An 18,972-nucleotide genomic window follows, 5' to 3' on the forward strand; every position below is an offset into this window, starting at 1 on the left:
TTACAGATTCAAAACCAGAGACGCACCAAGCCAAGCACGCCAAAAAACAACACGGTCAGGCCACTGATACGCCGGATCCATAGCTGCTGCAACCACGCCTTTAGGCGCACTGCAGCCATGCCCATCGCCAGCAGGGTGGGCAATGTTCCCACTCCGAAAGCCAGCATCAGCAATCCGCCTTGCACCGGACTGCCTGTCGCCAGAGCGGCAATCAGCACGCTATAGACGAGTCCGCAAGGCAGCCAGCCCCAGATCGCGCCCAGCATGCCCGCCTGGGCAATATTGCGTACCGGCAGCCAACGCTTGCTGAACGGCTGCAGCCGCTTCCACAACACCGCGCCGATACGCTCCAAGGCAATCACGCCATGCCAGAGATTGGCAAGGTACAGGCCCAGCAGAATCAATATGATATTCGCCAGTGCATACAGCACCTTGCCGACCGGCAGGAGGTGTTGCAAAAAGAAACTGCTGGCCCCTACGGCCCCGGCAATCGCCCCGGCGACGCCGTAGCTGCCGATGCGCCCGAGGTTATAGGCCAGCAGCAAGCGCCATTGCGGGCGGCTGCCCGGCATGCTCATACTTACCGCACCCACGATACCGCCGCACATGCCCGCGCAATGCCCGCCGCCCAACAGGCCAACCAGCAAGGCAGCGAAGAGGCTGAGTTCAGGCATGCGGCTCCCAGCCCCTGAAGCGCCGGATCATGAGCAAACCGGGTATGGCAAGCACGGTGCACAAGAGGAAGAACATGGTCCACCCCATTTCCCCCGCCATCCATCCCGTCGGCGTGGAGAGAATCACGCGCGGCACACCCATGAGGCTGGACAGCAAGGCATACTGGGTTGCCGTGAATCGCCTGTCGGTCATGGCGCCCATGAAGCCGACGAAAGCAGCGGTGCCCAGGCCGCCGGTAAAGTTTTCCACCGCGATGACGCCGGTCAGCATGGGCAGGTTGTATCCCACCTGCGCCAGCAGCACAAAGCCGAAAGTCGATGCCATTTGCAGGAAGCCGAACAGCCAGAGGGAACGATACAGGCCGATGCGCAATATCCAGATGCCGCCCAGGGTGCCGCCTATCAGCGTAGCCCAGAAGCCGAACAGTTTGGCGATAGCGCCGATCTCGCTCTTGCTGAAACCCAGGTCGAGATAGAACGGCACATTGATGGCAGAAGCCAGGGTATCGCCCAGCTTGTAGAGCAGGATGAAGGCCAGGATGGTAACGGCCTCTGGCCGCTTGAAGAATTCCAGGAACGGCTCCACCACGGCTTCGCGCAAGGTGCGTGGGCTGCCTGCGGCTTCCCTGGGCTCGGGGGAGAACAGCGTCACCAGGATGCACAAGCCCATGAACAGGGCCATCAGCTGGTACATCTTGGAGAAAGTCAGCAGGTCGGCGAGGATCAGGCCGCCGCCGCCCGCGAGCAGCATGCCGACGCGGTAGCCGTTGACGAACATGGCGGAACCCAGGCCCAGCTCCTGGTCCGACAGGCTTTCACGGCGATAGGCATCGATGACGATATCCTGCGACGCCGAGAAAAAGGTCACCAGCAATGCAGCAAGCGCCACGCCCCACAAGCTGCTGGCCGGGTCGCTCATACTCAAGGCCAGCAAGGCGAGCACCAACGCCAATTGACTCAGGGCCAGCCAGCCGCGCCGCCGCCCGAACAGCGGGATGGTGTAACGGTCGAACAGCGGCGCCCATAGGAACTTGAGCGTATACGGCAGGCCTATCATCGCCGCAGCGCCTATCATGGCGAGATCGACGCCTGACTCCTTGAGCCAGGCCTGCATGGTGGAACCGGTCAGGAGCAGGGGCAATCCCGACGCGAACCCCATCATCAGCGCCACCAGCATGCGCCCGCTTACCACGGCCTTGAGGGCAGCCCCCCAGCCTTGCTTGATCATTGTGTATCCTGACTTGTCAAATGACTGACCTACCAAACACTATTGGTAATCGACGGTAAGCGGCGCATGGTCGCTGAAGCGCGCATCCTTGTATATCGAGGCGCCTACCGCCCGGGCCGCCAATGCCGGCGTCGCCACCTGGTAATCGATGCGCCAACCGACATTCTTCGCCCACGCCTGCCCGCGGTTGCTCCACCATGTATAGCAGGCATCGGTAGTATCCGGATGCAGCAAGCGGTAAACGTCCACCCAGCCGATGCGGCCGAACAAATCCGTGAGCCAGGCGCGCTCTTCCGGCAGGAAGCCAGAGTTCTTGCGGTTGCCGCGCCAATTCTTGAGGTCGGCTTCCTGGTGGGCGATATTCCAATCGCCGCAGATGACGACGTCGCGGCCATCGCGGATCAATGACTCGAGGTGCGGCATGAATCGCTCCATGACGCTGAACTTGAATGCCTGCCGCTCTTCCCCGCTGGAACCGGAAGGCAGGTAAAGCGACACTACGCTCAATTTGCCGTAGCGCGCCTCCAGGTAGCGGCCTTCGCTATCGATATCGGCAATGCCCAGGCCCACGATCACCGCATCGGCCTTCTGCCGCGAGTAAATGCCCACACCGCTGTATCCTTTCTTGTCGGCGTAATGGAAATAGCCGTAATAACCTTCGGGTTGCAGCATTTCCGCCGTCATGTCGGCTTCCTGCGCCTTCAGCTCCTGCAAGCAGACGATATCGGCCTGCTGTTGCTGCATCCACGGATAAAAGCCTTTGCTGGCAGCGGAACGGATGCCATTGAGATTCAGGGATATAATACGCAACACTACAACCTTTCTTCACTCATCATGTCAGATTCAACGCAAGATTTTATCCAATTCGCCATCCAAAAGCAGGTATTACGTTTCGGCGAGTTCACCACCAAGGCCGGACGTCTCAGCCCCTACTTCTTCAATGCGGGCCTGTTCAACGACGGCGAAAGCCTGATGCGCCTGGGCGAGTTCTACGCCGCCGCCATCGTGCGCTCCGGCGTGCAGTTCGACATGCTGTTCGGGCCGGCCTACAAGGGCATCACCCTGGCCGCCAGCATCGTGATCGCCCTGGCAAGGCAAGGCCGCAACATGCCTTATGCCTTCAACCGCAAGGAAGCCAAGGATCATGGCGAAGGCGGCACCATTGTAGGCGCTTCCCTGCAAGGCAGGGTGCTGATTGTGGACGACGTGATCTCGGCCGGCACCTCGGTGCGCGAATCGGTCAATATCATCACCGCCAGCGGCGCCACGCCGTGCGGCGTCGCGATTGCGCTCGACCGCCAGGAGCGCGGCCTGGGCGCGCTATCCGCCGTGCAGGAAGTCGAGCAGCAGCACCAATTGCCCGTGATCAGCATCGCCAACCTGCGTGACCTGATCGAGTACCTGGACCAAAGCAGCGAGTTGGCAGCATACCGCCCTGCCATTGCCGCATACCGCAGCGCATATGGTGTTGAATAGATTAAGCGCAGCTAACAAAACTCTCCTGGCATTGTTGCGCTGCCTTGCCGTACGACTTGTACTGCCTGCGGCAGCGCGCCTAGCCAGGACCGCTGCGCTGGGTTTGTTAACCGCTCTAAGTAAAGCCTCGGCGGCACATGCTGGTTCATAGCTTCCCTCCAGCCGTCACCCCACCTTGCCAGGTATTGATACTGGGCTCCATGCCCGGCAAGCGGTCACTGGAAATGCAGGCTTACTACGCCCATCCGCAGAACCTGTTCTGGCCGTTCATCAACCACATTTTCAACATTCCAGCCGAGACCGCATACCAGGAAAGGCTGCGGCTGCTGAACCAGCAGCATATCGGCATATGGGATGTGCTCAAGGAGTGCATACGCATCAGCAGCCTGGACGGCGACATCGAGGAAGCCTCCATCGTCGCCAATGATTTCAGCGCCCTGTTCGCGCAATTTCCCCACATCCGCCACATTTTTTTCAACGGCAGCAAGGCCGAGCAGGCGTTTCGCCGCCATGTGCTCAAGCGGCAAATAATTCCGGCCCACCTGCATTACCACAGGCTGCCTTCCACCAGCCCTGCCAATGCCTCGATCAAGAAGGAACACAAGCTTGCGCAGTGGCAGCAGATCACTGCCGTGATCTCCGACTGAAGAATTCCCATGTTTTGGCAAAGGGTATAATCCGGCGCAAAATCATGCGATAGTTAGCAAAAAATAATCACGATCATTCCACAAGGGAGGAAAGGCATGATACGCAGATTGCATCTGCCTGCGAATGTCATGGCATACCTGCTATTGACGCTGAACGCCAGCACAGTATGGGCAGCTACGGAATCCAAGCAGCCCAGCGGCAAGATCATGAAGTGGGTGGACGAGCAAGGCACTACCCATTATGGAGATACCCTGCCACCGCAATATTCGGGCAAGGAAAGCAATATCAGCCCGCGCGGCATGCCGCAAACCGACACGGCAAACAGCACAGCATCGGAAACCCCGGGCAAAGAGAGCGAACAGACAAGGCGAGACAGGACCTTGCAAGCGGTCTACAGCTCGGAACACGAAATCGACCTCGCGCGAGACCGCAATCTGCAAATGGACCAGGCCATGCTGGAAGGACTGGAACAGCGCAAGCTCAGCGTCACGGCGCGCCTGCAGGAACTCAAGAATCTAGAAGCCGGCTACATCAAGCGCGGCCAGCCGCTGCCGAAAGATTTCAAAAAGGATTTCAAGGCCGCCCTGCTCGACATCGACAAGATAGATGAGCAAATCGCAGAGCGCAAACACCATATGGAGACCATGCGCTTGCGCTTCGACAACGACAAGAAGCGTTTCATTGAATTGAAGACAGGCGTGCCGGCTGGCGAGGGCGCCAGCCCGGCACACTAAACCTAGATTGCGTTAGCCTGCGAGCTTGCGCTTGAGAATTTCATTGACCTGGGCAGGGTTCGCCTTGCCCTTGGAAGCCTTCATGGTTTGGCCCACCAAGGCGTTGAACGCCTTTTCCTTGCCGGCGCGGAATTCTTCCACCATGGCGGCATTGGCGGCCAGCACCTCGTCCACGATGGCCTCGATGGCGCCGCTATCGGTCACCTGCTTCAGGCCCTTGCGCTCGATGATGGCGTCCGCGTCGCCTTCGCCTGCCCACATCGCCTCGAATACATCCTTGGCGATCTTGCTGGAGATGGTGTTATCGGCAATCCGCTTCAGCAAGCCTGCAAGCAGGACCGGCGATACGGGCGCATCGGCAATCTCGCGGCCTTCTTCGTTCAGCTTGGCGCTCACGCCGCCCATCACCCAGTTGGCCACCAGCTTGGCTTCGCCGCCGAACTCAACCAATGCCGCAGTGAAGTAATCCGCCACGCCGCGCGAGGCGGTCAGTGCAGAGGCATCGTAGGCCGACAAGCCGTGGTCGCGCTCGAAGCGCGCCTTCATGGCGGATGGCAATTCGGGCAAGGTACCGCGGATGGCGTCGATGTCTTCCGCCGAGATCGCCAATGGCAACAGGTCGGGATCGGGAAAATAGCGGTAGTCGTTGGCTTCTTCCTTGCTGCGCATGGCGCGGGTCTCGCCGGTATCGGGGTTGAAAAGCACCGTTGCCTGCTCGATCTTGCCGCCATCTTCCAGCGTTTCGATCTGCCAGCGGGTTTCGTATTCGATCGCCTGCTGCATGAAGCGGAAGGAATTGAGGTTCTTGATCTCGCGGCGCGTGCCGAGCTTTTCCTCGCCCCTGCGGCGCACGGAAACGTTGACGTCGCAGCGGAAACTGCCTTCCTGCATGTTGCCGTCGCAGATATTGATCCACTGCACCAGCTCGTGCAGCTTGCGCGCGTAGGCTACGGCCTCGGCGGCGGAACGCATGTCCGGTTCGGTGACAATTTCCAGCAAGGGCGTCCCCGCACGGTTGAGGTCGATACCGGATTGGCCCGGGCTGGCGCCATGCACGGACTTGCCTGCGTCTTCCTCAAGATGGGCACGCGTGATGTTGACGGTTTTCTCGCTATCGCCGACCTGGACCGTCAGCGAACCCTTGCCGACCACCGGCAGTTCATACTGGCTGATCTGGTAGCCCTTGGGCAGGTCGGGGTAGAAGTAGTTCTTGCGCGCAAACACCGAGCGCGGCGCAATCTCGGCATTCACCGCAAGGCCGAAGCGGATCGCGCATTGCACGGCTTCCTTGTTCAACACCGGCAATACGCCCGGCAGGGCGATATCGACCACGTTGGCCTGGGTATTGGGCTCTGCGCCGAACGCAGTGCTGCTGCCGGAGAATATCTTGGACTTGGTATTGAGCTGGACGTGCGTCTCCAGCCCGATGACGACTTCCCAACTACTCATTATGCAATTCCTTCCGGCATGCGGATGTGCCAGTCTGTGACTTGTTGATAGGCATGCCCGGCATTGAGCATGCGCGCTTCGTCGAAATAGTTGCCGATGATCTGCAGGCCCACGGGCAGCTCCTTGCCGTCTGCAGCAGGCGCAAAACCGGCAGGGATGCTCATGCCCGGCAACCCGGCGAGGTTGACGGCAATGGTGTAGATATCCTGCAGGTACATCGCGACCGGATCATCCGCCTTCTCGCCGGACTTGAACGCGGTGGAAGGCGCCGTCGGGCCCAGGATCAGGTCGCATTGCTCGAATGCGCGCGCAAAATCCTCGGCGATCAGCCGGCGGATCTGCTGCGCCTTGAGGTAGTAGGCATCGTAGTAGCCCGCGCTCAGCACATAAGTGCCGATCAGGATGCGGCGCTTCACCTCCGCGCCAAAGCCTTCCGCGCGGCTCTTGCAGTACATGTCCATGAGGTCGTCGTACTCGGCGGCACGGTGGCCGAAACGCACGCCGTCATAGCGCGACAGGTTGCTGGAGGCCTCGGCCGGTGCGAGCACGTAATAGACAGGGATGGACAGCATGGTATTGGGCAGGCTGACCTCGACGATCTCCGCGCCCAGCTTGCGGTATTCGTCCACCGCCGCCTCGATCACCTTCGCCACGCCGGCGTCCAGGCCTTCGGCGAAATATTCCTTGGGCAAGCCTATCCTGAGGCCTGCCAGCGACTTGCCCAGCTCGCGGGTATAGTCTTCCTTCTCGCGCTGCAGGCTGGTGGAATCCCGCTCGTCGAAACCGGTCATCACATTCATCATCAGCGCCATGTCCTCGGACGAATGCGCCATGGGGCCGGCCTGGTCCAGGCTGGAGGCAAACGCGATCATGCCGTAGCGGGAAGCCAGGCCGTAGGTGGGCTTAAGGCCCGAAAGGCCGCACAATGACGCGGGCTGGCGAATCGAGCCGCCGGTATCCGTACCCGTCGCCGCAGCGCAGAGGCGCGCCGCCACTGCGGCTGCGCTGCCGCCCGAGCTGCCGCCCGGGACCCGCGTCCTGTCCCACGGGTTCTGCACCTTGCCGAAATAGGAAGTCTCGTTGGAGGAGCCCATCGCGAACTCGTCCATATTGGTCTTGCCCAGGTTGACGGCGCCGGCGGCATTGAAGCGCTCGACGACGCCTGCGTCGTAAGGGGCAATAAAGGTTTCCAGCATCTTGGAGCCGCAGGTGGTTTTCCAGCCCTTGGCACAGAAAATGTCTTTCTGCGCGACCGGGATGCCGGTCAACGGACCCGCGTCGCCATGGGCGATACGCTGGTCGGCCGCCTTGGCCTGGGCCAGGCTCAACTCGGGATTGACTGTGATATAGGCATTGATCTCGGGGTTGAGACGCGCGATGCGGTTGAGGTATTCCTGCGTCAGCTCGACACTGGAAATCTCCCTGCTGGCCAGCATGCCGGCCAGGTGCTTCAAACTATGATTGATCATGACAGGACTTATTCGATGACTTTGGGAACGAGGTAGAGGCCGTTCTCGACGGCAGGCGCGATGGATTGCAGCAATTCTCGCTGGTCGCTTTCGGTGACCACGTCCTCGCGCAGGCGCTGGGTCACGTCCTGGGAGTGGGACATGGGGGCGATCCCGCTGGTATCCACCGCCTGCATTTCCTCGATCAGGCCAAGAATTCCGGAAAGCTTGACCAGGGTCGCTTCGGCCTCTTCCTCGCTGACGGCGATCCGCGCCAGGTGCGCGATCCTTTTGACGTCATGTGTGTTGAGTGACATTTATCCAATCCAAATCTTAAATTTCTAGGAGATATCAGGTATTATACCTTGATTTTACGCACATCTTCAGCCGCGACATAAGGCCCACACAGCCTGCGGCAGCTCGTCAGGATACAAATAATGTTCGGTCTTTTAAACAGTTACTTTTCTAACGATCTCGCCATTGACCTTGGCACAGCAAACACCCTGATTTACGTACGTGGCAAGGGTATCGTCCTCGACGAGCCATCCGTGGTGGCGATTCGCCAGGAAGGCGGCCCCACCGGCAAGAAAACCTTGCTGGCGGTCGGCCTGGAAGCCAAGCGCATGCTGGGCCGCGCGCCGGCCAACATCACGGCGATCCGCCCGATGAAGGATGGCGTGATTGCCGATTTCACCATCACCGAGCAGATGCTCAAGTACTTTATCCGCAAGATTCACGAATCCCGCCTGTTCAGCCCCAATCCCCGCATCATTATCTGTGTTCCCGTCGGCTCCACCCAGGTGGAGCGCCGCGCGATCAAGGAATCCGCCGAGATGGCCGGCGCGCGCCAGGTTTACCTGATCGAGGAACCGATGGCCGCGGCGATCGGCGCCAACATGCCAGTCGCGGAAGCCACAGGCTCCATGGTGGTGGACATCGGCGGCGGCACCACCGAGGTCGGCGTGATCTCGCTGGGCGGCATTGTCTATGCGAAATCCGAGCGCGTCGGCGGCGACAAGTTCGACCAGGCCATCATCGACTACATCCGCCGCAATTACGGCATGCAGATTTCCGAACCTACTGCGGAATTGATCAAGAAGCAGATCGGCTCCGCATTCCCAGGCTCCGAGGTGCTTGAGCTGGAAGTGACCGGCCGCAACCTGGCTGAAGGTCTGCCGCGCAAGTTCACCATCTCCAGCAATGAAATCCTCGAGGCATTGACCGAACCGCTCAACGCGATTGTCGGCGCAGTGAAGTCGGCATTAGAGCAAACGCCGCCTGAGCTCGGCGCCGACATCGCCGAAAAGGGCATGGTGCTGACCGGCGGCGGCGCATTGCTGCGCGACCTCGACCGCCTGCTGCTGGAAGAAACCGGCCTTCCGGTGATCGTGGCGGAAGATCCATTGAGTTGTGTCGCCCGCGGCTGTGGCCGTGCGCTGGAAGAAATGGACAAGCTGGGCAATGTGTTTGCCTACGAGTAAATTGCGTTATCATGAGAACAGAATCAGGCCATGTCACGATGGCCTGTTTTTTATCATCAGGAGCTTCGCAGGTTCCGGAACACCACTAGCACACTAGACCAGACAACCATCACACACTCCTCATGCCACGCGCCTTAGAACACCAACACCACACTGGCTTCTTTGTTCGCGGCCCGAGCCCTACGGCGCGCTTATTCTTCTTCTCCGTGCTTTCCCTGGTATTGATTGCCACGGACGCACGACTGAACTACCTTGTCGAAGTCCGCCAGGGATTCATCGCGCTGCTGCATCCCTTGCAGATCATTGCCAACGCACCGCTCAATCTCGCCCAGGATGTGAGCGCATACCTGCATACGCAGACCACGCTCACCGAAGAGAACACCCGCTTGCGCCACCAGGCGCTGGAACATGCAGCGGAACTGCAGCGATTCAAGGCACTGGCGTCTGAAAACGAGCGCCTGCGCAGCTTGCTGGGAGCCGCCCAGCTTTCCAGCCAGCCAGCCCGCCTCGCTGAGATATTACATATGGGGCGCGATCCATTCAGCCACAAGATCGTCGTCAACCTGGGATCGCGCCAGAGCATCGTGGCAGGCCAAGCGGCAATTGATGAGAATGGCGTGATCGGGCAAGTCACGCGCGTTTACCCCTTCAGCAGCGAGGTAACGCTCATTACCGACAAGGAGCTTTCCATCCCAGTGCAGGTCGAGCGCAACGGCCTGCGTGCAATCGCATTCGGACAAGGCCGCAATGCCACGGTGGAATTGCCTTCGCTGCCAGCCAATGTCGATATCCGGGCAGGCGACAAGTTGGTCACCTCCGGCATTGACGGCATCTACCCTCCAGGACTCGCCGTCGCGGAAGTCGTCCAGGTGGATACCAATGCCGACTCGCCATTTGCCCATATTATCGGCAAGCCTCTTGCAGGCATCGAACACCACAGACAGCTCCTGTTGGTCAGCATACCCCAGGCCGAGCGCCCGGCGGACAGCAATACAGTGAAGGCCAAGCCTGCCCCCAAAAAAACAACGCCGCCAAAACGCCATGTCAACAACTAGCTTCAAACCTGTATACCTGTCGTTGCTGCTGGCATTGATACTGCAAATCCTGCCATGGTCCGGCAGCCTGCTGACGGTACGTCCCGAGTTCCTCCTGGTGACCGTACTGTACTGGACCCTGAGGGCGCCGCACCTGTGCAACATCGGCACCGCCTGGTTTGCAGGATTGCTCATGGACCTGATCTCGGGCGGACTGTTTGGTCAGTTTGCACTCGCCTACTCCATCACGTCGTATTTCGCAGTGGCTTATCAGCGACGCCTGGCATTGTTCAATATCTGGCAGCAAGCCGGTTATGTATTCCTATTATTGCTATTTACCCAAGTCATTACGCTCGTGCTCAAGCTGTTCGCAGGCGGAGAACTGCCAGGCTGGCAATATTTCCTGCCCAGCGTCAGCGGCATCCTGCTTTGGCAGTTCGTCATCTTCTCGCGCCTTCGTATCGACAGCCGCTCCAACCAGGCCTGATCCCTGCCCATGAGATCCCGCCGTTCAGAACTCAAGAACTACCAGAAGGAGCAGCACGATTTCCGTGCGCGGCTGGCGGCCGGCGCATTGCTGGTCATCACGTGCTTCGGCATCCTCATCGGCCGCTTCGTCTACCTGCAATACGCGAAGTACGACCATTACCAGACCATGGCCGAGAACAACCGCATTTCTCTGGTTCCCATCGTGCCCAACCGCGGGCTGATCCTGGACCGGAACGGGGTGGTGCTGGCGCAGAACTCCTTTGTGTACACATTGGAAATCACGCCGGCCAAGGTCGCCAACACCGTGGAAGAAACCATCGATGAACTGGCGAAACTGATCGAAGTCAGCACCAATGACCGCAAGCGCTTCAAGAAGCTGCGCGCCCAGACCCATAGTTTCGAGAGCGTGCCCATCCGTACGCACCTGAATGAGGATGAAGCAGCCAAGATCGCCGTCCATCGCTTCCGCCTCCCGGGAGTGGAGATCCGCTCCCGCCTGTTCCGCCAATATCCGCAAGGCAAGTCAGGCTCCCACATCATCGGCTACATAGGCCGCATCAACGACCGCGACCTGGAGAACCTCAAGGAGTCCGGTGACCTCTCGAACTACAAGGGCTCGGACCATATCGGCAAGAGCGGCTTGGAGCAGTATTACGAGTCGCAGCTGCACGGCATCACCGGTTTCCAGCAAGTGGAAATCGACGCGGGCGGCCATGCAGTGCGCGTGCTATCCAGCACCCCGCCCATCCCGGGCAATAACCTGATCCTCTCCGTGGACAGCAAATTGCAGCGCATCGCCGAAGAAGCGTTCGGCGACTACCGCGGCGCCCTGGTGGCGATCGAGCCCAGCACGGGGGAAGTGCTCGCATACGTCAGCCAGCCCGGTTACGACCCCAATCTTTTCGTCGACGGCATCGATAGCGAAAGCTGGAAAGAACTCAACGAATCGCTGGACAAGCCCTTGATCAACCGTCCGTTACGCGGCGTCTACCCTCCGGGTTCCACCTTCAAGCCGTTCGTCGCCATGGCCGGGCTCGAAGCGGGAAAACGCGCACCCCCGTTCAGCATCAGCGACCCGGGCTTTTTCACATTGCCGGGCAATACACACCGTTACCGCGACTGGAAGCCCAGCGGCCATGGCACCGTGGATATGCGCAAGGCCATTGCGGTCTCCTGCGACACGTTCTTTTACGGGCTGGCCATGGAGCTGGGCATAGAAAGGCTCGCTTCGTTCGTCAGCCACTTCGGCTTCGGCAAGCCGTCCGGCATCGACATCAAGGGTGAGATGAGCGGCCTGCTGCCGACCCCGGAATGGAAAGGCCGGCGCTTCAAGCAGAAATGGTTCCCGGGCGAAACCGTGATTGTCGGCATCGGCCAGGGTTATATGCTCGCGACCCCCATGCAATTGGCGCAGGCAACCGCCATTCTCGCCAACAACGGCAAGGCCATGAAGCCGCACCTGGTCGCTGCGATCCAGGAGAGCAAGGGCGGCCATGTCCACTCCATTTCGCCCGAAGTCGTCGACCAGGTTGCGCTCAACCCCAAAAATATCGAGATCGTGAAACAAGGCATGATGGACGTCACCCTGCCGGGCGGTACCGCGGCACGGCTGGGAGCCGACAGCCAATACCTCATGGCATCCAAGACCGGCACTGCCCAGGTGGTCGGGATCAAGCAGAATGAGAAGTACAATGAAAGCAGGATGCACGAGCGGCACCTTGACCACGCCTTGTTCATCACTTACGCGCCGGCGGAAGACCCCAAGATCGCGATTGCCGTGATCGTGGAAAACGGCCGCCATGGCGGCTCCACCGCCGGGCCGATCGCACGGCGCGTGATGGATTACTACTTGCTGGGCAAGGAGCCTCCTTCGGCAAAACCAGCCGTGGAAGATGCCAGCGTTGGCGCGCCCGTCACCCCGGAGGCCCAAAGCCATGATGAGTAAATTGATGAAACGCCTGATGAAGCATATCGACGGCTTCCTGATGAGCTGCCTGATCGTCACCATCGTGCTTGCCCTGTGCGTCCTCTATAGCGCTTCCGGGCAGAGCATGGGCAAGATCAGCAACCAATTGGTCAACATCACGGTAGCGCTCAGCCTGATGTGGATCGCCGCCAATATCTCCCCCCAGATACTGGAACGCATCGCTTTGCCCGCCTATGTGCTGGGCGTGCTGCTGCTGATCAGCGTTGCGCTGTTCGGCGAGATCAGCCACGGCGCCAGGCGCTGGCTGCATATCGGCGTCGCCAAAATACAGCCTTCGGAACTGATGAAAATCGCCGTGCCCATGCTGCTGGCCTGGTATTTTTCCCGCCGCGAATCCGCCGCGACGTTCAAGGACCATGTCATTGGCGCCGTGTTGCTTGCCATCCCGGTCGGCCTGATCATGAAGCAGCCCGACCTCGGCACCTCGCTGATGATCGCCGCCTCCGGCTTCTATGTCCTGTTCCTGGCCGGCTTGAGCTGGCGCATCCTGATCGGCGCGGCGGTCAGCGTGGCCGTCATGGCCCCCATTCTCTGGTCCATGCTGCATGATTACCAGCGGCGGCGCATTGAAATCCTTTTCGATCCGTACCAGGACCCATTAGGCGCCGGCTACCATACCATCCAGGCCAGCATTGCGCTCGGCTCCGGCGGCCTCGCCGGCAAGGGCTGGCTCAACGGCACCCAGTCGCAGCTCGATTTCCTGCCGGAACGCACCACCGACTTCATTTTCGCGGTGTTCGGCGAAGAGTTCGGCCTGCTGGGCAACGTCTTGCTGATCCTGCTGTTCACCGTCATCATCGGCCGCGGCCTCGTGATCGCGGCACAGGCGCAAGGCACGTTCAGCCGCTTGCTGGCAGGCAGCATTACATTGACCTTCTTCACTTATGTGTTTGTTAACATCGGCATGGTCAGCGGCATCCTGCCGGTAGTGGGCGTGCCCTTGCCGCTCATCAGCTATGGCGGCACTTCGCTGGTCACCTTGCTGGTCGGTTTTGGCATACTCATGAGTATCCATACGCATAAGAAGCTTGTTACCTCATAGGAAAGAAAGGAGCGAGTCGGGCCGTCGAAAGCCTGCAGACCTCATGAAACTGATACGCAACCTGATTCCTGGCATGATTGCCCTCACCCTGGTGGCCTGTGGTGGCGGCACCAGCGTCAAACCGGAAGCGGGCAAGCCTGCCCCGACGACACAGCCCGCGCCCAAGAAAGGCGGCTACTACCTGGATGACGGCCCTGGCGACAACCCGCCCGCCGACATCGACAGCATTCCGGATGCCAAGCCACGCGCCGAAACGCCGCTGCCGCGCGCCATGCGCCCGTACAGCGCGCTGGGACGCCGCTATACCCCGCTGACGGAGCACACCCCTTACAAGCAACGCGGCATCGCTTCCTGGTATGGCAAGCGCTACCACGGGCAAAAGACCTCGAGCGGCGAAGTCTACGATATGTACGCCATGACCGGCGCGCATACCATTCTGCCGCTGCCGAGCTACGTACGCGTCACCAACCCGGAGAACGGCCGCTCCGTCATCGTACGCATCAATGACCGCGGCCCGTTCCATGACAACCGGCTGATAGACCTTTCCTACGCTGCAGCCTACAAGCTGCGCCTGGTCGAAAAAGGCAGCGGCATTGTCGATGTGGAGGCGCTGGACGAAAATGGCAGGCCGATCTCAAACCCAGCCGGGGCCACTGTCGAGCAACAGGCCAAGCCCGCTGCTGCGGAGGCAGGCAACGGCAGCCTCACCAACGCCATGAATGAAACCGTCACCAACCAGCCGATCACCGGCGCCTATGTGCAGGTTGGCGCCTTCTCGGTCAAGGCCAACGGCGACCGGCTGGTCGAGACCTTGCAGCAAAACCAGCTCGCGGACAATGTCCAGGTAGAGAATTGGTATAATGCCGGAACTTATCGCGTGCGCCTCGGGCCATATAGCAGCCGCCAGCAGGCCGAGGCAGCGGCGGCAAAAATCAAGCAAACACTCAATACCAACGCGATCGTGGTATACCAGTGAGTTTGTTGGCTACCGGCTTGAACCCTAAATCATTGAGTTAAAGAGATTCTATGTCCTATCTTTCCACCCGCAAGCCAGCGATCCTCATCGCTGCAGTGACCGCCTTTGTGACCAGCGCCCTGACGGCGCAAGCGGCAGACATCCCCCAACCCCCGGCGCTGGCCGTCAAGTCCTACCAGCTCTATGACTTCAACAGCGAGCGCGTGATTGCGGAACAGGATGGCAGCTCCCGTGTCGAGCCGGCTTCGCTCACCAAGATCATGACGGCCTACCTGGCATTCAAGGCCATCAAGAACGGCCACCTGACCCTGACGCAGACCCTGCCGGTCAGCGTCAAGGCCTGGAAGGTGGAAGGCTCCAAGATGTTCATCGAACCCAACAAGCCCGTAACCGTCGATGAACTGCTGCACGGCATGATCATCCAGTCCGGCAACGATGCCTCCATCACGCTGGCCGAAGGCATTGCCGGCTCCGAGGAGGGCTTTGCCGAACTCATGAACAAGGAGGCTGCGCGCCTGGGCATGCGAGAGACCCATTACGTCAACGCCACCGGCCTGCCCGACCCGCAGCATTACACCACCGCGCATGACCTGGCCCTGCTCGCGGCCGCGTTGATCCGCGACTTCCCCGATCAGTACAAGCGCCTGTATTCCATGAAGGAATACACCTATAACAAGATCAGCCAGCCTAACCGCAACCGCCTGCTGTGGCTGGACCCTTACGTTGACGGCATGAAAACCGGCCATACCAAGAGCGCGGGCTACTGCCTGGTCACCTCGGCCAAGCGCGGCGACACCCGCATGATCTCGGTCGTGCTCGGCGCTCCGTCCGATTCCGCGCGTGCGACCGAGAGCCAGAAGCTGCTCAACTACGGCTTCCAGTTCTACGAATCCAAGCTGGTGTACAAGCGCGGCGCGGAAGTCAGCAGCCTCAAGGTATGGAAGGGCGCAGAGAACAACGTCGTGGCGACCGTGGCCAGGAATGTCTCCATCACCCTGCCCAAGGGCGAATATGCCCGCGTCAAGGCCAAGGTGGTGAGCCAGCAGCCTTTGGTGGCCCCGGTAAGCGCCGGACAGCAGGTGGGCACCATCCAGTTCATCCTGGATGATAAAGTGATTGCCGAGCACAAGCTGGTCGCCGCCAAGGGCGTGGAAGTGGCCGGCATCTTCGGCCGCCTGCTGGACACGATCAAGCTCTGGTTCGAGTAATCCCGCAGCGCATGGATGAAACCGTCTACCTCAACGGCTCATTCCTGTCATTGGCTCAGGCCACGGTCCCGGTGCTGGACCGTGGCTTTATCTTTGGCGATGGCGTGTATGAAGTCGTCCCGGTGTATTCGGGACAACCGTTTCGCCTTGACGAACACCTCGCCCGGCTGGCCCAGAGCCTGGAAGCGGTCCGCATCCGCAACCCGCTCAATACGGCCGGATGGCATGACGTCTGCACGCGCCTGGTCGCCGCCAATGCCGGGCTGGCCGACCAATCGCTCTATATTCAGGTCACGCGCGGCGTCGCACCTCGCGACCAGGCATTTCCCCAGCCGGAAGTCAGCCCAACCGTGTTGGCGATGAGCATGCCCCTGGTGACGCCATCGCGCGAACTGGTGGAATCCGGCGTGAGCGCGATCACGGCACTTGATATTCGCTGGCAGCGCTGCAATATAAAAGCCATCTCCCTGCTTGCCAACGTATTGTTGCGGCAGGAAGCCGTGGATCATGGCGTTGCGGAAACCCTGATGCTGCGCGACGGCTATCTCACCGAGGGCAGCAGCAGCAATATCTTTGTCGTGAAAGAAGGCATATTGCTGGCACCGCCCAAGAACCAGTTCATGCTTCCCGGCATCACCTATGACGTGGTGCTGGAGCTCGCGCAGGCAAACGGCATGCCGACCAAGGTCGGCCCGGTAAGCGAGGCGCAATTGCGCGCGGCGGATGAAATCTGGCTCACCTCGTCCACGAAGGAAGTGCTTGCCGTAGTCGCGCTGGACGGCGTGACGGTCAATGACGGCAAGCCCGGCCCGGTATTCAAGCGCATGCATGCGCTGTACCAGGCGTTCAAGAACCAAGTAATGAGGCCCGCGAGGTAAGCAATATGGCAAATGCGCCCAATGACAACAAGCCCGACGATCAGGAAACGCTGATCGAATTCCCCTGCGACTTTCCCATCAAGGTAATGGGCGAGGCACACGAGGAATTCGCCAACCTGATCCTGGCCGTGATCCAGCAGCACCTGCCGGATTTCGACGCCACGCGCATCGAGATGCGGGCCAGCACCGGCGGCAAATACGTCAGCCTGACCTGCACCGTGCTCGTGCACTCCAAGCCGCAGCTGGACGACATCTACCGCTCGCTCACATCGCACCCCAAGGTGAAATACGTACTTTGATGACGGCGGCAGCGATACCCCATGCAGCATGAGCGCATGAACCGGCCTTTGGTCATCCGTACACTGGGCCGCACCGATTACCTCGCCACCTGGCAGGCCATGCAGGCCTACACACAGTCCAGGACCGAATACAGCAATGATGAATTCTGGCTCACCGAGCACGCCCCCGTCTACACCCTGGGCTTGAACCGCAAGGCCGTGCGCCCGCCGGGCCGGGATGATATTCCATTGATCGAGGTGGATAGGGGCGGCAAGATCACCTACCATGGCCCGGGCCAGGTCGTCATCTACGTGTTGCTCGACCTCAAGCGTCGTGGCATGAGCGTGCGCTCGCTGGTCAGCGCGATGGAAAACAGTATCATCGCCCTGCTCGCAGAGCACGGCGTCACGGCAGTAGCACAGGCTGATGCACCCGGCGTATACGTCAACGGCGCCAAGATCGCCTCGCTTGGCCTACGCCTCAAGAACCAGTGCAGCTATCATGGCCTGGCGCTGAACATCGATATGGACCTGGCCCCGTTCCTCGCCATCGACCCTTGCGGCTACCAGGGATTGCAGGTCACCCAGGCCCGCGACCTCGGAATCGGCCTGACACCCGAAGAGGCGGCACAAAAGCTGCTTGATAAATTGACATCACAGTTAGGCTATACTGAAGGCCCGGGGTCTGTTCCCGTTTTATTCGAGTCCGCGCCGACACCGGTTTTTGTGCGGAGCAAGGCATGAGGAGAGAAGTTTGGTCATTCCAAATGAACGACGAATAACGCAGTACCGTGCAAAAACCGGTGCCGGCCCTTTAGGGTTGTTGTGGCAAATGGCGCCATGCTGTGTTGCGGGACTTGGCAAGGGAGTAACCATTGCCTGCGTCCCGCGTCTTGCCTGACGCCATTTGCCACAGCAACGCAGACACGAATAAAACGGGAACAGACCCCACCGAGAACACCTTATGACAGAAACGACAGAACGCATCGTCCCGCCGCCGCGCAAGGTCGCGGGCGTGAAGGAAACCAGCGCCGAGAAGATGGCGCGCATCCCGATCAAGATCATTCCCATGCCGGCCATGCGCAAGCCGGAATGGATACGCATGAAAGTGCCGGATAGCGCTCGTTTCCGCGAAATCAAGCAGGTGCTGCGCGAGAACAACCTGCATACTGTCTGCGAAGAAGCATCGTGCCCCAATATCGGCGAATGCTTCAGCGGCGGCACCGCCACCTTCATGATCCTCGGCGACATCTGCACGCGCCGCTGCCCGTTCTGCGACGTATCGCACGGCAAACCGCTGCCGCCCGATGCCAACGAACCCGAGAACCTGGGCCGCACCATCGCCCAGATGCGTCTCAAGTATGTGGTGATCACCAGCGTGGATCGCGACGACTTGCGCGACGGCGGCGCCCAGCATTTTGTCGACTGCATCGCATCAGTGCGCACCCACTCACCCAATATCAAGGTGGAAATCCTGGTGCCCGACTTCCGCGGTCGCCTCGACCGCGCCATCAATATCCTCAAGGCCGCGCCGCCAGACGTCATGAACCACAACCTGGAAACCGTGCCGCGACTCTACAAGGAAGCCCGTCCAGGTTCCGACTACCAGAACTCGCTGGATTTGCTCAAGGAATTCGGCGAACTGCACCCGGAAGTGCCGACCAAGTCCGGCCTGATGCTCGGGCTGGGCGAAACCGACGAGGAAATCCTGGAAGTGATGCGCGACCTGCGCGCGCACAACGTCACCATGCTCACCCTGGGCCAGTATCTGCAGCCTAGCCCGCACCACCTGCCGGTCAAGCGCTTCGTCACGCCGCAGCGTTTTGTCGAATTCGAGCAGCAAGCGCTCGCCATGGGCTTCACCCATGCGGCCTGCGGCCCCATGGTGCGCTCCTCCTACCATGCCGACAACCAGGCGCAACAAGCGGGAGTCAGTTTCTAA

Annotated in this window: 20 protein-coding genes; 14 read left to right on the forward strand and 6 right to left on the reverse strand. The window is 60.2% G+C overall.

Annotated features, from left to right (window positions below):
* Positions 1-8: 8 nt before the first annotated feature.
* From ACJSDX_RS02115 to ACJSDX_RS02125, 3 genes are read right to left on the reverse strand one after another with little or no spacing between them, the layout of a single operon-like run.
* On the reverse strand, positions 9-674 hold the full coding sequence (locus ACJSDX_RS02115) for a sulfite exporter TauE/SafE family protein (RefSeq protein ID WP_407993276.1): 666 nt from the start codon (positions 672-674) through the stop codon (positions 9-11).
* Entirely contained in the window at positions 667-1,902 is a 1,236-nt protein-coding gene (locus ACJSDX_RS02120; RefSeq protein ID WP_407993277.1) for an AmpG family muropeptide MFS transporter, read from the reverse strand. Before ACJSDX_RS02120 ends, ACJSDX_RS02115 begins: the two co-directional genes overlap by 8 nt.
* A 39-nt stretch (positions 1,903-1,941) precedes the next feature.
* Complete coding sequence (locus ACJSDX_RS02125; protein ID WP_407993278.1) at positions 1,942-2,712, reverse strand: exodeoxyribonuclease III; 771 nt, start codon at positions 2,710-2,712, stop codon at positions 1,942-1,944.
* Between the two features lie 24 nt (positions 2,713-2,736).
* Here ACJSDX_RS02125 and pyrE point away from each other — a divergent pair, with 24 nt between their 5' ends.
* The 3 genes from pyrE (at position 2,737) to ACJSDX_RS02140 (ending at position 4,760) form a co-directional block, all read left to right on the forward strand.
* Positions 2,737-3,378 (forward strand): orotate phosphoribosyltransferase, encoded by a 642-nt coding sequence (gene pyrE, locus ACJSDX_RS02130; RefSeq protein WP_407993279.1) that lies wholly within the window; start codon positions 2,737-2,739, stop codon positions 3,376-3,378.
* A gap of 137 nt (positions 3,379-3,515) precedes the next feature.
* Positions 3,516-4,025: a DNA-deoxyinosine glycosylase gene (locus tag ACJSDX_RS02135; RefSeq protein WP_407993280.1), complete on the forward strand. Its 510-nt coding sequence runs from the start codon at positions 3,516-3,518 to the stop codon at positions 4,023-4,025.
* Positions 4,026-4,121: 96 nt separating this feature from the next.
* Entirely contained in the window at positions 4,122-4,760 is a 639-nt protein-coding gene (locus tag ACJSDX_RS02140) for a DUF4124 domain-containing protein (RefSeq protein WP_407993281.1), read from the forward strand.
* Between the two features lie 12 nt (positions 4,761-4,772).
* On the opposite strand, the gene gatB is transcribed toward ACJSDX_RS02140, so the two are convergent.
* Genes gatB through gatC form a run of 3 tightly spaced genes read right to left on the reverse strand, consistent with a single transcriptional unit; the run spans position 4,773 to position 7,974 of the window.
* On the reverse strand, positions 4,773-6,209 hold the full coding sequence (gene gatB, locus ACJSDX_RS02145; protein WP_407993282.1) for an Asp-tRNA(Asn)/Glu-tRNA(Gln) amidotransferase subunit GatB: 1,437 nt from the start codon (positions 6,207-6,209) through the stop codon (positions 4,773-4,775).
* Positions 6,209-7,678 carry an Asp-tRNA(Asn)/Glu-tRNA(Gln) amidotransferase subunit GatA gene (gene gatA, locus ACJSDX_RS02150; RefSeq protein WP_407993283.1) on the reverse strand — a complete coding sequence of 490 codons (1,470 nt, stop codon included), beginning with the start codon at positions 7,676-7,678 and terminating at the stop codon, positions 6,209-6,211. The genes gatB and gatA overlap by 1 nt, the downstream gene beginning before the upstream one ends.
* 8 nt (positions 7,679-7,686) lie before the next feature.
* Positions 7,687-7,974 (reverse strand): Asp-tRNA(Asn)/Glu-tRNA(Gln) amidotransferase subunit GatC, encoded by a 288-nt coding sequence (gatC, locus tag ACJSDX_RS02155; RefSeq protein ID WP_309565734.1) that lies wholly within the window; start codon positions 7,972-7,974, stop codon positions 7,687-7,689.
* A 120-nt stretch (positions 7,975-8,094) separates the two neighbouring features.
* Here gatC and ACJSDX_RS02160 point away from each other — a divergent pair, with 120 nt between their 5' ends.
* The 11 genes from ACJSDX_RS02160 (at position 8,095) to lipA (ending at position 18,972) form a co-directional block, all read left to right on the forward strand.
* Positions 8,095-9,138 carry a rod shape-determining protein gene (locus ACJSDX_RS02160; protein ID WP_230342680.1) on the forward strand — a complete coding sequence of 348 codons (1,044 nt, stop codon included), beginning with the start codon at positions 8,095-8,097 and terminating at the stop codon, positions 9,136-9,138.
* Positions 9,139-9,260: 122 nt separating this feature from the next.
* Entirely contained in the window at positions 9,261-10,193 is a 933-nt protein-coding gene (gene mreC / locus ACJSDX_RS02165) for a rod shape-determining protein MreC (protein WP_407993284.1), read from the forward strand.
* Positions 10,180-10,659 (forward strand): rod shape-determining protein MreD, encoded by a 480-nt coding sequence (gene mreD, locus ACJSDX_RS02170; RefSeq protein ID WP_309565736.1) that lies wholly within the window; start codon positions 10,180-10,182, stop codon positions 10,657-10,659. Before mreC ends, mreD begins: the two co-directional genes overlap by 14 nt.
* A 9-nt stretch (positions 10,660-10,668) precedes the next feature.
* Positions 10,669-12,606, forward strand: a complete 1,938-nt coding sequence (gene mrdA / locus ACJSDX_RS02175; protein ID WP_407993285.1) for a penicillin-binding protein 2 — start codon at positions 10,669-10,671, stop codon at positions 12,604-12,606.
* A complete protein-coding gene (rodA, locus tag ACJSDX_RS02180; RefSeq protein WP_407993286.1) occupies positions 12,596-13,690 on the forward strand; it encodes a rod shape-determining protein RodA in 1,095 nt (364 codons plus the stop codon). The genes mrdA and rodA overlap by 11 nt, the downstream gene beginning before the upstream one ends.
* 43 nt (positions 13,691-13,733) lie before the next feature.
* Positions 13,734-14,666: a septal ring lytic transglycosylase RlpA family protein gene (locus ACJSDX_RS02185; protein ID WP_407993287.1), complete on the forward strand. Its 933-nt coding sequence runs from the start codon at positions 13,734-13,736 to the stop codon at positions 14,664-14,666.
* A gap of 50 nt (positions 14,667-14,716) precedes the next feature.
* Entirely contained in the window at positions 14,717-15,874 is a 1,158-nt protein-coding gene (locus tag ACJSDX_RS02190) for a D-alanyl-D-alanine carboxypeptidase family protein (RefSeq protein WP_407993288.1), read from the forward strand.
* An 11-nt stretch (positions 15,875-15,885) separates the two neighbouring features.
* Positions 15,886-16,752 carry a D-amino acid aminotransferase gene (locus ACJSDX_RS02195; RefSeq protein WP_407993289.1) on the forward strand — a complete coding sequence of 289 codons (867 nt, stop codon included), beginning with the start codon at positions 15,886-15,888 and terminating at the stop codon, positions 16,750-16,752.
* Between the two features lie 5 nt (positions 16,753-16,757).
* Positions 16,758-17,051 carry an HP0495 family protein gene (locus ACJSDX_RS02200; RefSeq protein WP_407993290.1) on the forward strand — a complete coding sequence of 98 codons (294 nt, stop codon included), beginning with the start codon at positions 16,758-16,760 and terminating at the stop codon, positions 17,049-17,051.
* 21 nt (positions 17,052-17,072) lie between these two features.
* Positions 17,073-17,774, forward strand: a complete 702-nt coding sequence (gene lipB, locus ACJSDX_RS02205) for a lipoyl(octanoyl) transferase LipB (protein WP_407993291.1) — start codon at positions 17,073-17,075, stop codon at positions 17,772-17,774.
* A 220-nt stretch (positions 17,775-17,994) separates the two neighbouring features.
* A complete protein-coding gene (gene lipA, locus ACJSDX_RS02210) occupies positions 17,995-18,972 on the forward strand; it encodes a lipoyl synthase (protein WP_407993292.1) in 978 nt (325 codons plus the stop codon).

The organism is Methylobacillus draconifructus, from assembly GCF_045984355.1.
In the GTDB taxonomy this organism is placed as follows: Bacteria; Pseudomonadota; Gammaproteobacteria; order Burkholderiales; family Methylophilaceae; genus Methylobacillus; species Methylobacillus flagellatus_A.

Bases quoted from the DNA above. Each gene is read 5' to 3' on its own strand.
- ACJSDX_RS02195 (WP_407993289.1), top strand. From the start codon at position 15,886: ATGGATGAAACCGTCTACCTCAACGGCTCATTCCTGTCATTGGCTCAG.
- gatB (WP_407993282.1), bottom strand. From the start codon at position 6,209: ATGAGTAGTTGGGAAGTCGTCATCGGGCTGGAGACGCACGTCCAGCTC.
- mrdA (WP_407993285.1), top strand. From the start codon at position 10,669: ATGAGATCCCGCCGTTCAGAACTCAAGAACTACCAGAAGGAGCAGCAC.
- gatA (WP_407993283.1), bottom strand. From the start codon at position 7,678: ATGATCAATCATAGTTTGAAGCACCTGGCCGGCATGCTGGCCAGCAGG.
- ACJSDX_RS02115 (WP_407993276.1), bottom strand. From the start codon at position 674: ATGCCTGAACTCAGCCTCTTCGCTGCCTTGCTGGTTGGCCTGTTGGGC.
- rodA (WP_407993286.1), top strand. From the start codon at position 12,596: ATGATGAGTAAATTGATGAAACGCCTGATGAAGCATATCGACGGCTTC.
- mreD (WP_309565736.1), top strand. From the start codon at position 10,180: ATGTCAACAACTAGCTTCAAACCTGTATACCTGTCGTTGCTGCTGGCA.
- ACJSDX_RS02120 (WP_407993277.1), bottom strand. From the start codon at position 1,902: ATGATCAAGCAAGGCTGGGGGGCTGCCCTCAAGGCCGTGGTAAGCGGG.
- ACJSDX_RS02140 (WP_407993281.1), top strand. From the start codon at position 4,122: ATGATACGCAGATTGCATCTGCCTGCGAATGTCATGGCATACCTGCTA.
- mreC (WP_407993284.1), top strand. From the start codon at position 9,261: ATGCCACGCGCCTTAGAACACCAACACCACACTGGCTTCTTTGTTCGC.
- lipA (WP_407993292.1), top strand. From the start codon at position 17,995: ATGACAGAAACGACAGAACGCATCGTCCCGCCGCCGCGCAAGGTCGCG.
- ACJSDX_RS02135 (WP_407993280.1), top strand. From the start codon at position 3,516: ATGCTGGTTCATAGCTTCCCTCCAGCCGTCACCCCACCTTGCCAGGTA.
- ACJSDX_RS02185 (WP_407993287.1), top strand. From the start codon at position 13,734: ATGAAACTGATACGCAACCTGATTCCTGGCATGATTGCCCTCACCCTG.
- gatC (WP_309565734.1), bottom strand. From the start codon at position 7,974: ATGTCACTCAACACACATGACGTCAAAAGGATCGCGCACCTGGCGCGG.
- pyrE (WP_407993279.1), top strand. From the start codon at position 2,737: ATGTCAGATTCAACGCAAGATTTTATCCAATTCGCCATCCAAAAGCAG.
- ACJSDX_RS02200 (WP_407993290.1), top strand. From the start codon at position 16,758: ATGGCAAATGCGCCCAATGACAACAAGCCCGACGATCAGGAAACGCTG.
- ACJSDX_RS02190 (WP_407993288.1), top strand. From the start codon at position 14,717: ATGTCCTATCTTTCCACCCGCAAGCCAGCGATCCTCATCGCTGCAGTG.
- ACJSDX_RS02160 (WP_230342680.1), top strand. From the start codon at position 8,095: ATGTTCGGTCTTTTAAACAGTTACTTTTCTAACGATCTCGCCATTGAC.
- lipB (WP_407993291.1), top strand. From the start codon at position 17,073: ATGCAGCATGAGCGCATGAACCGGCCTTTGGTCATCCGTACACTGGGC.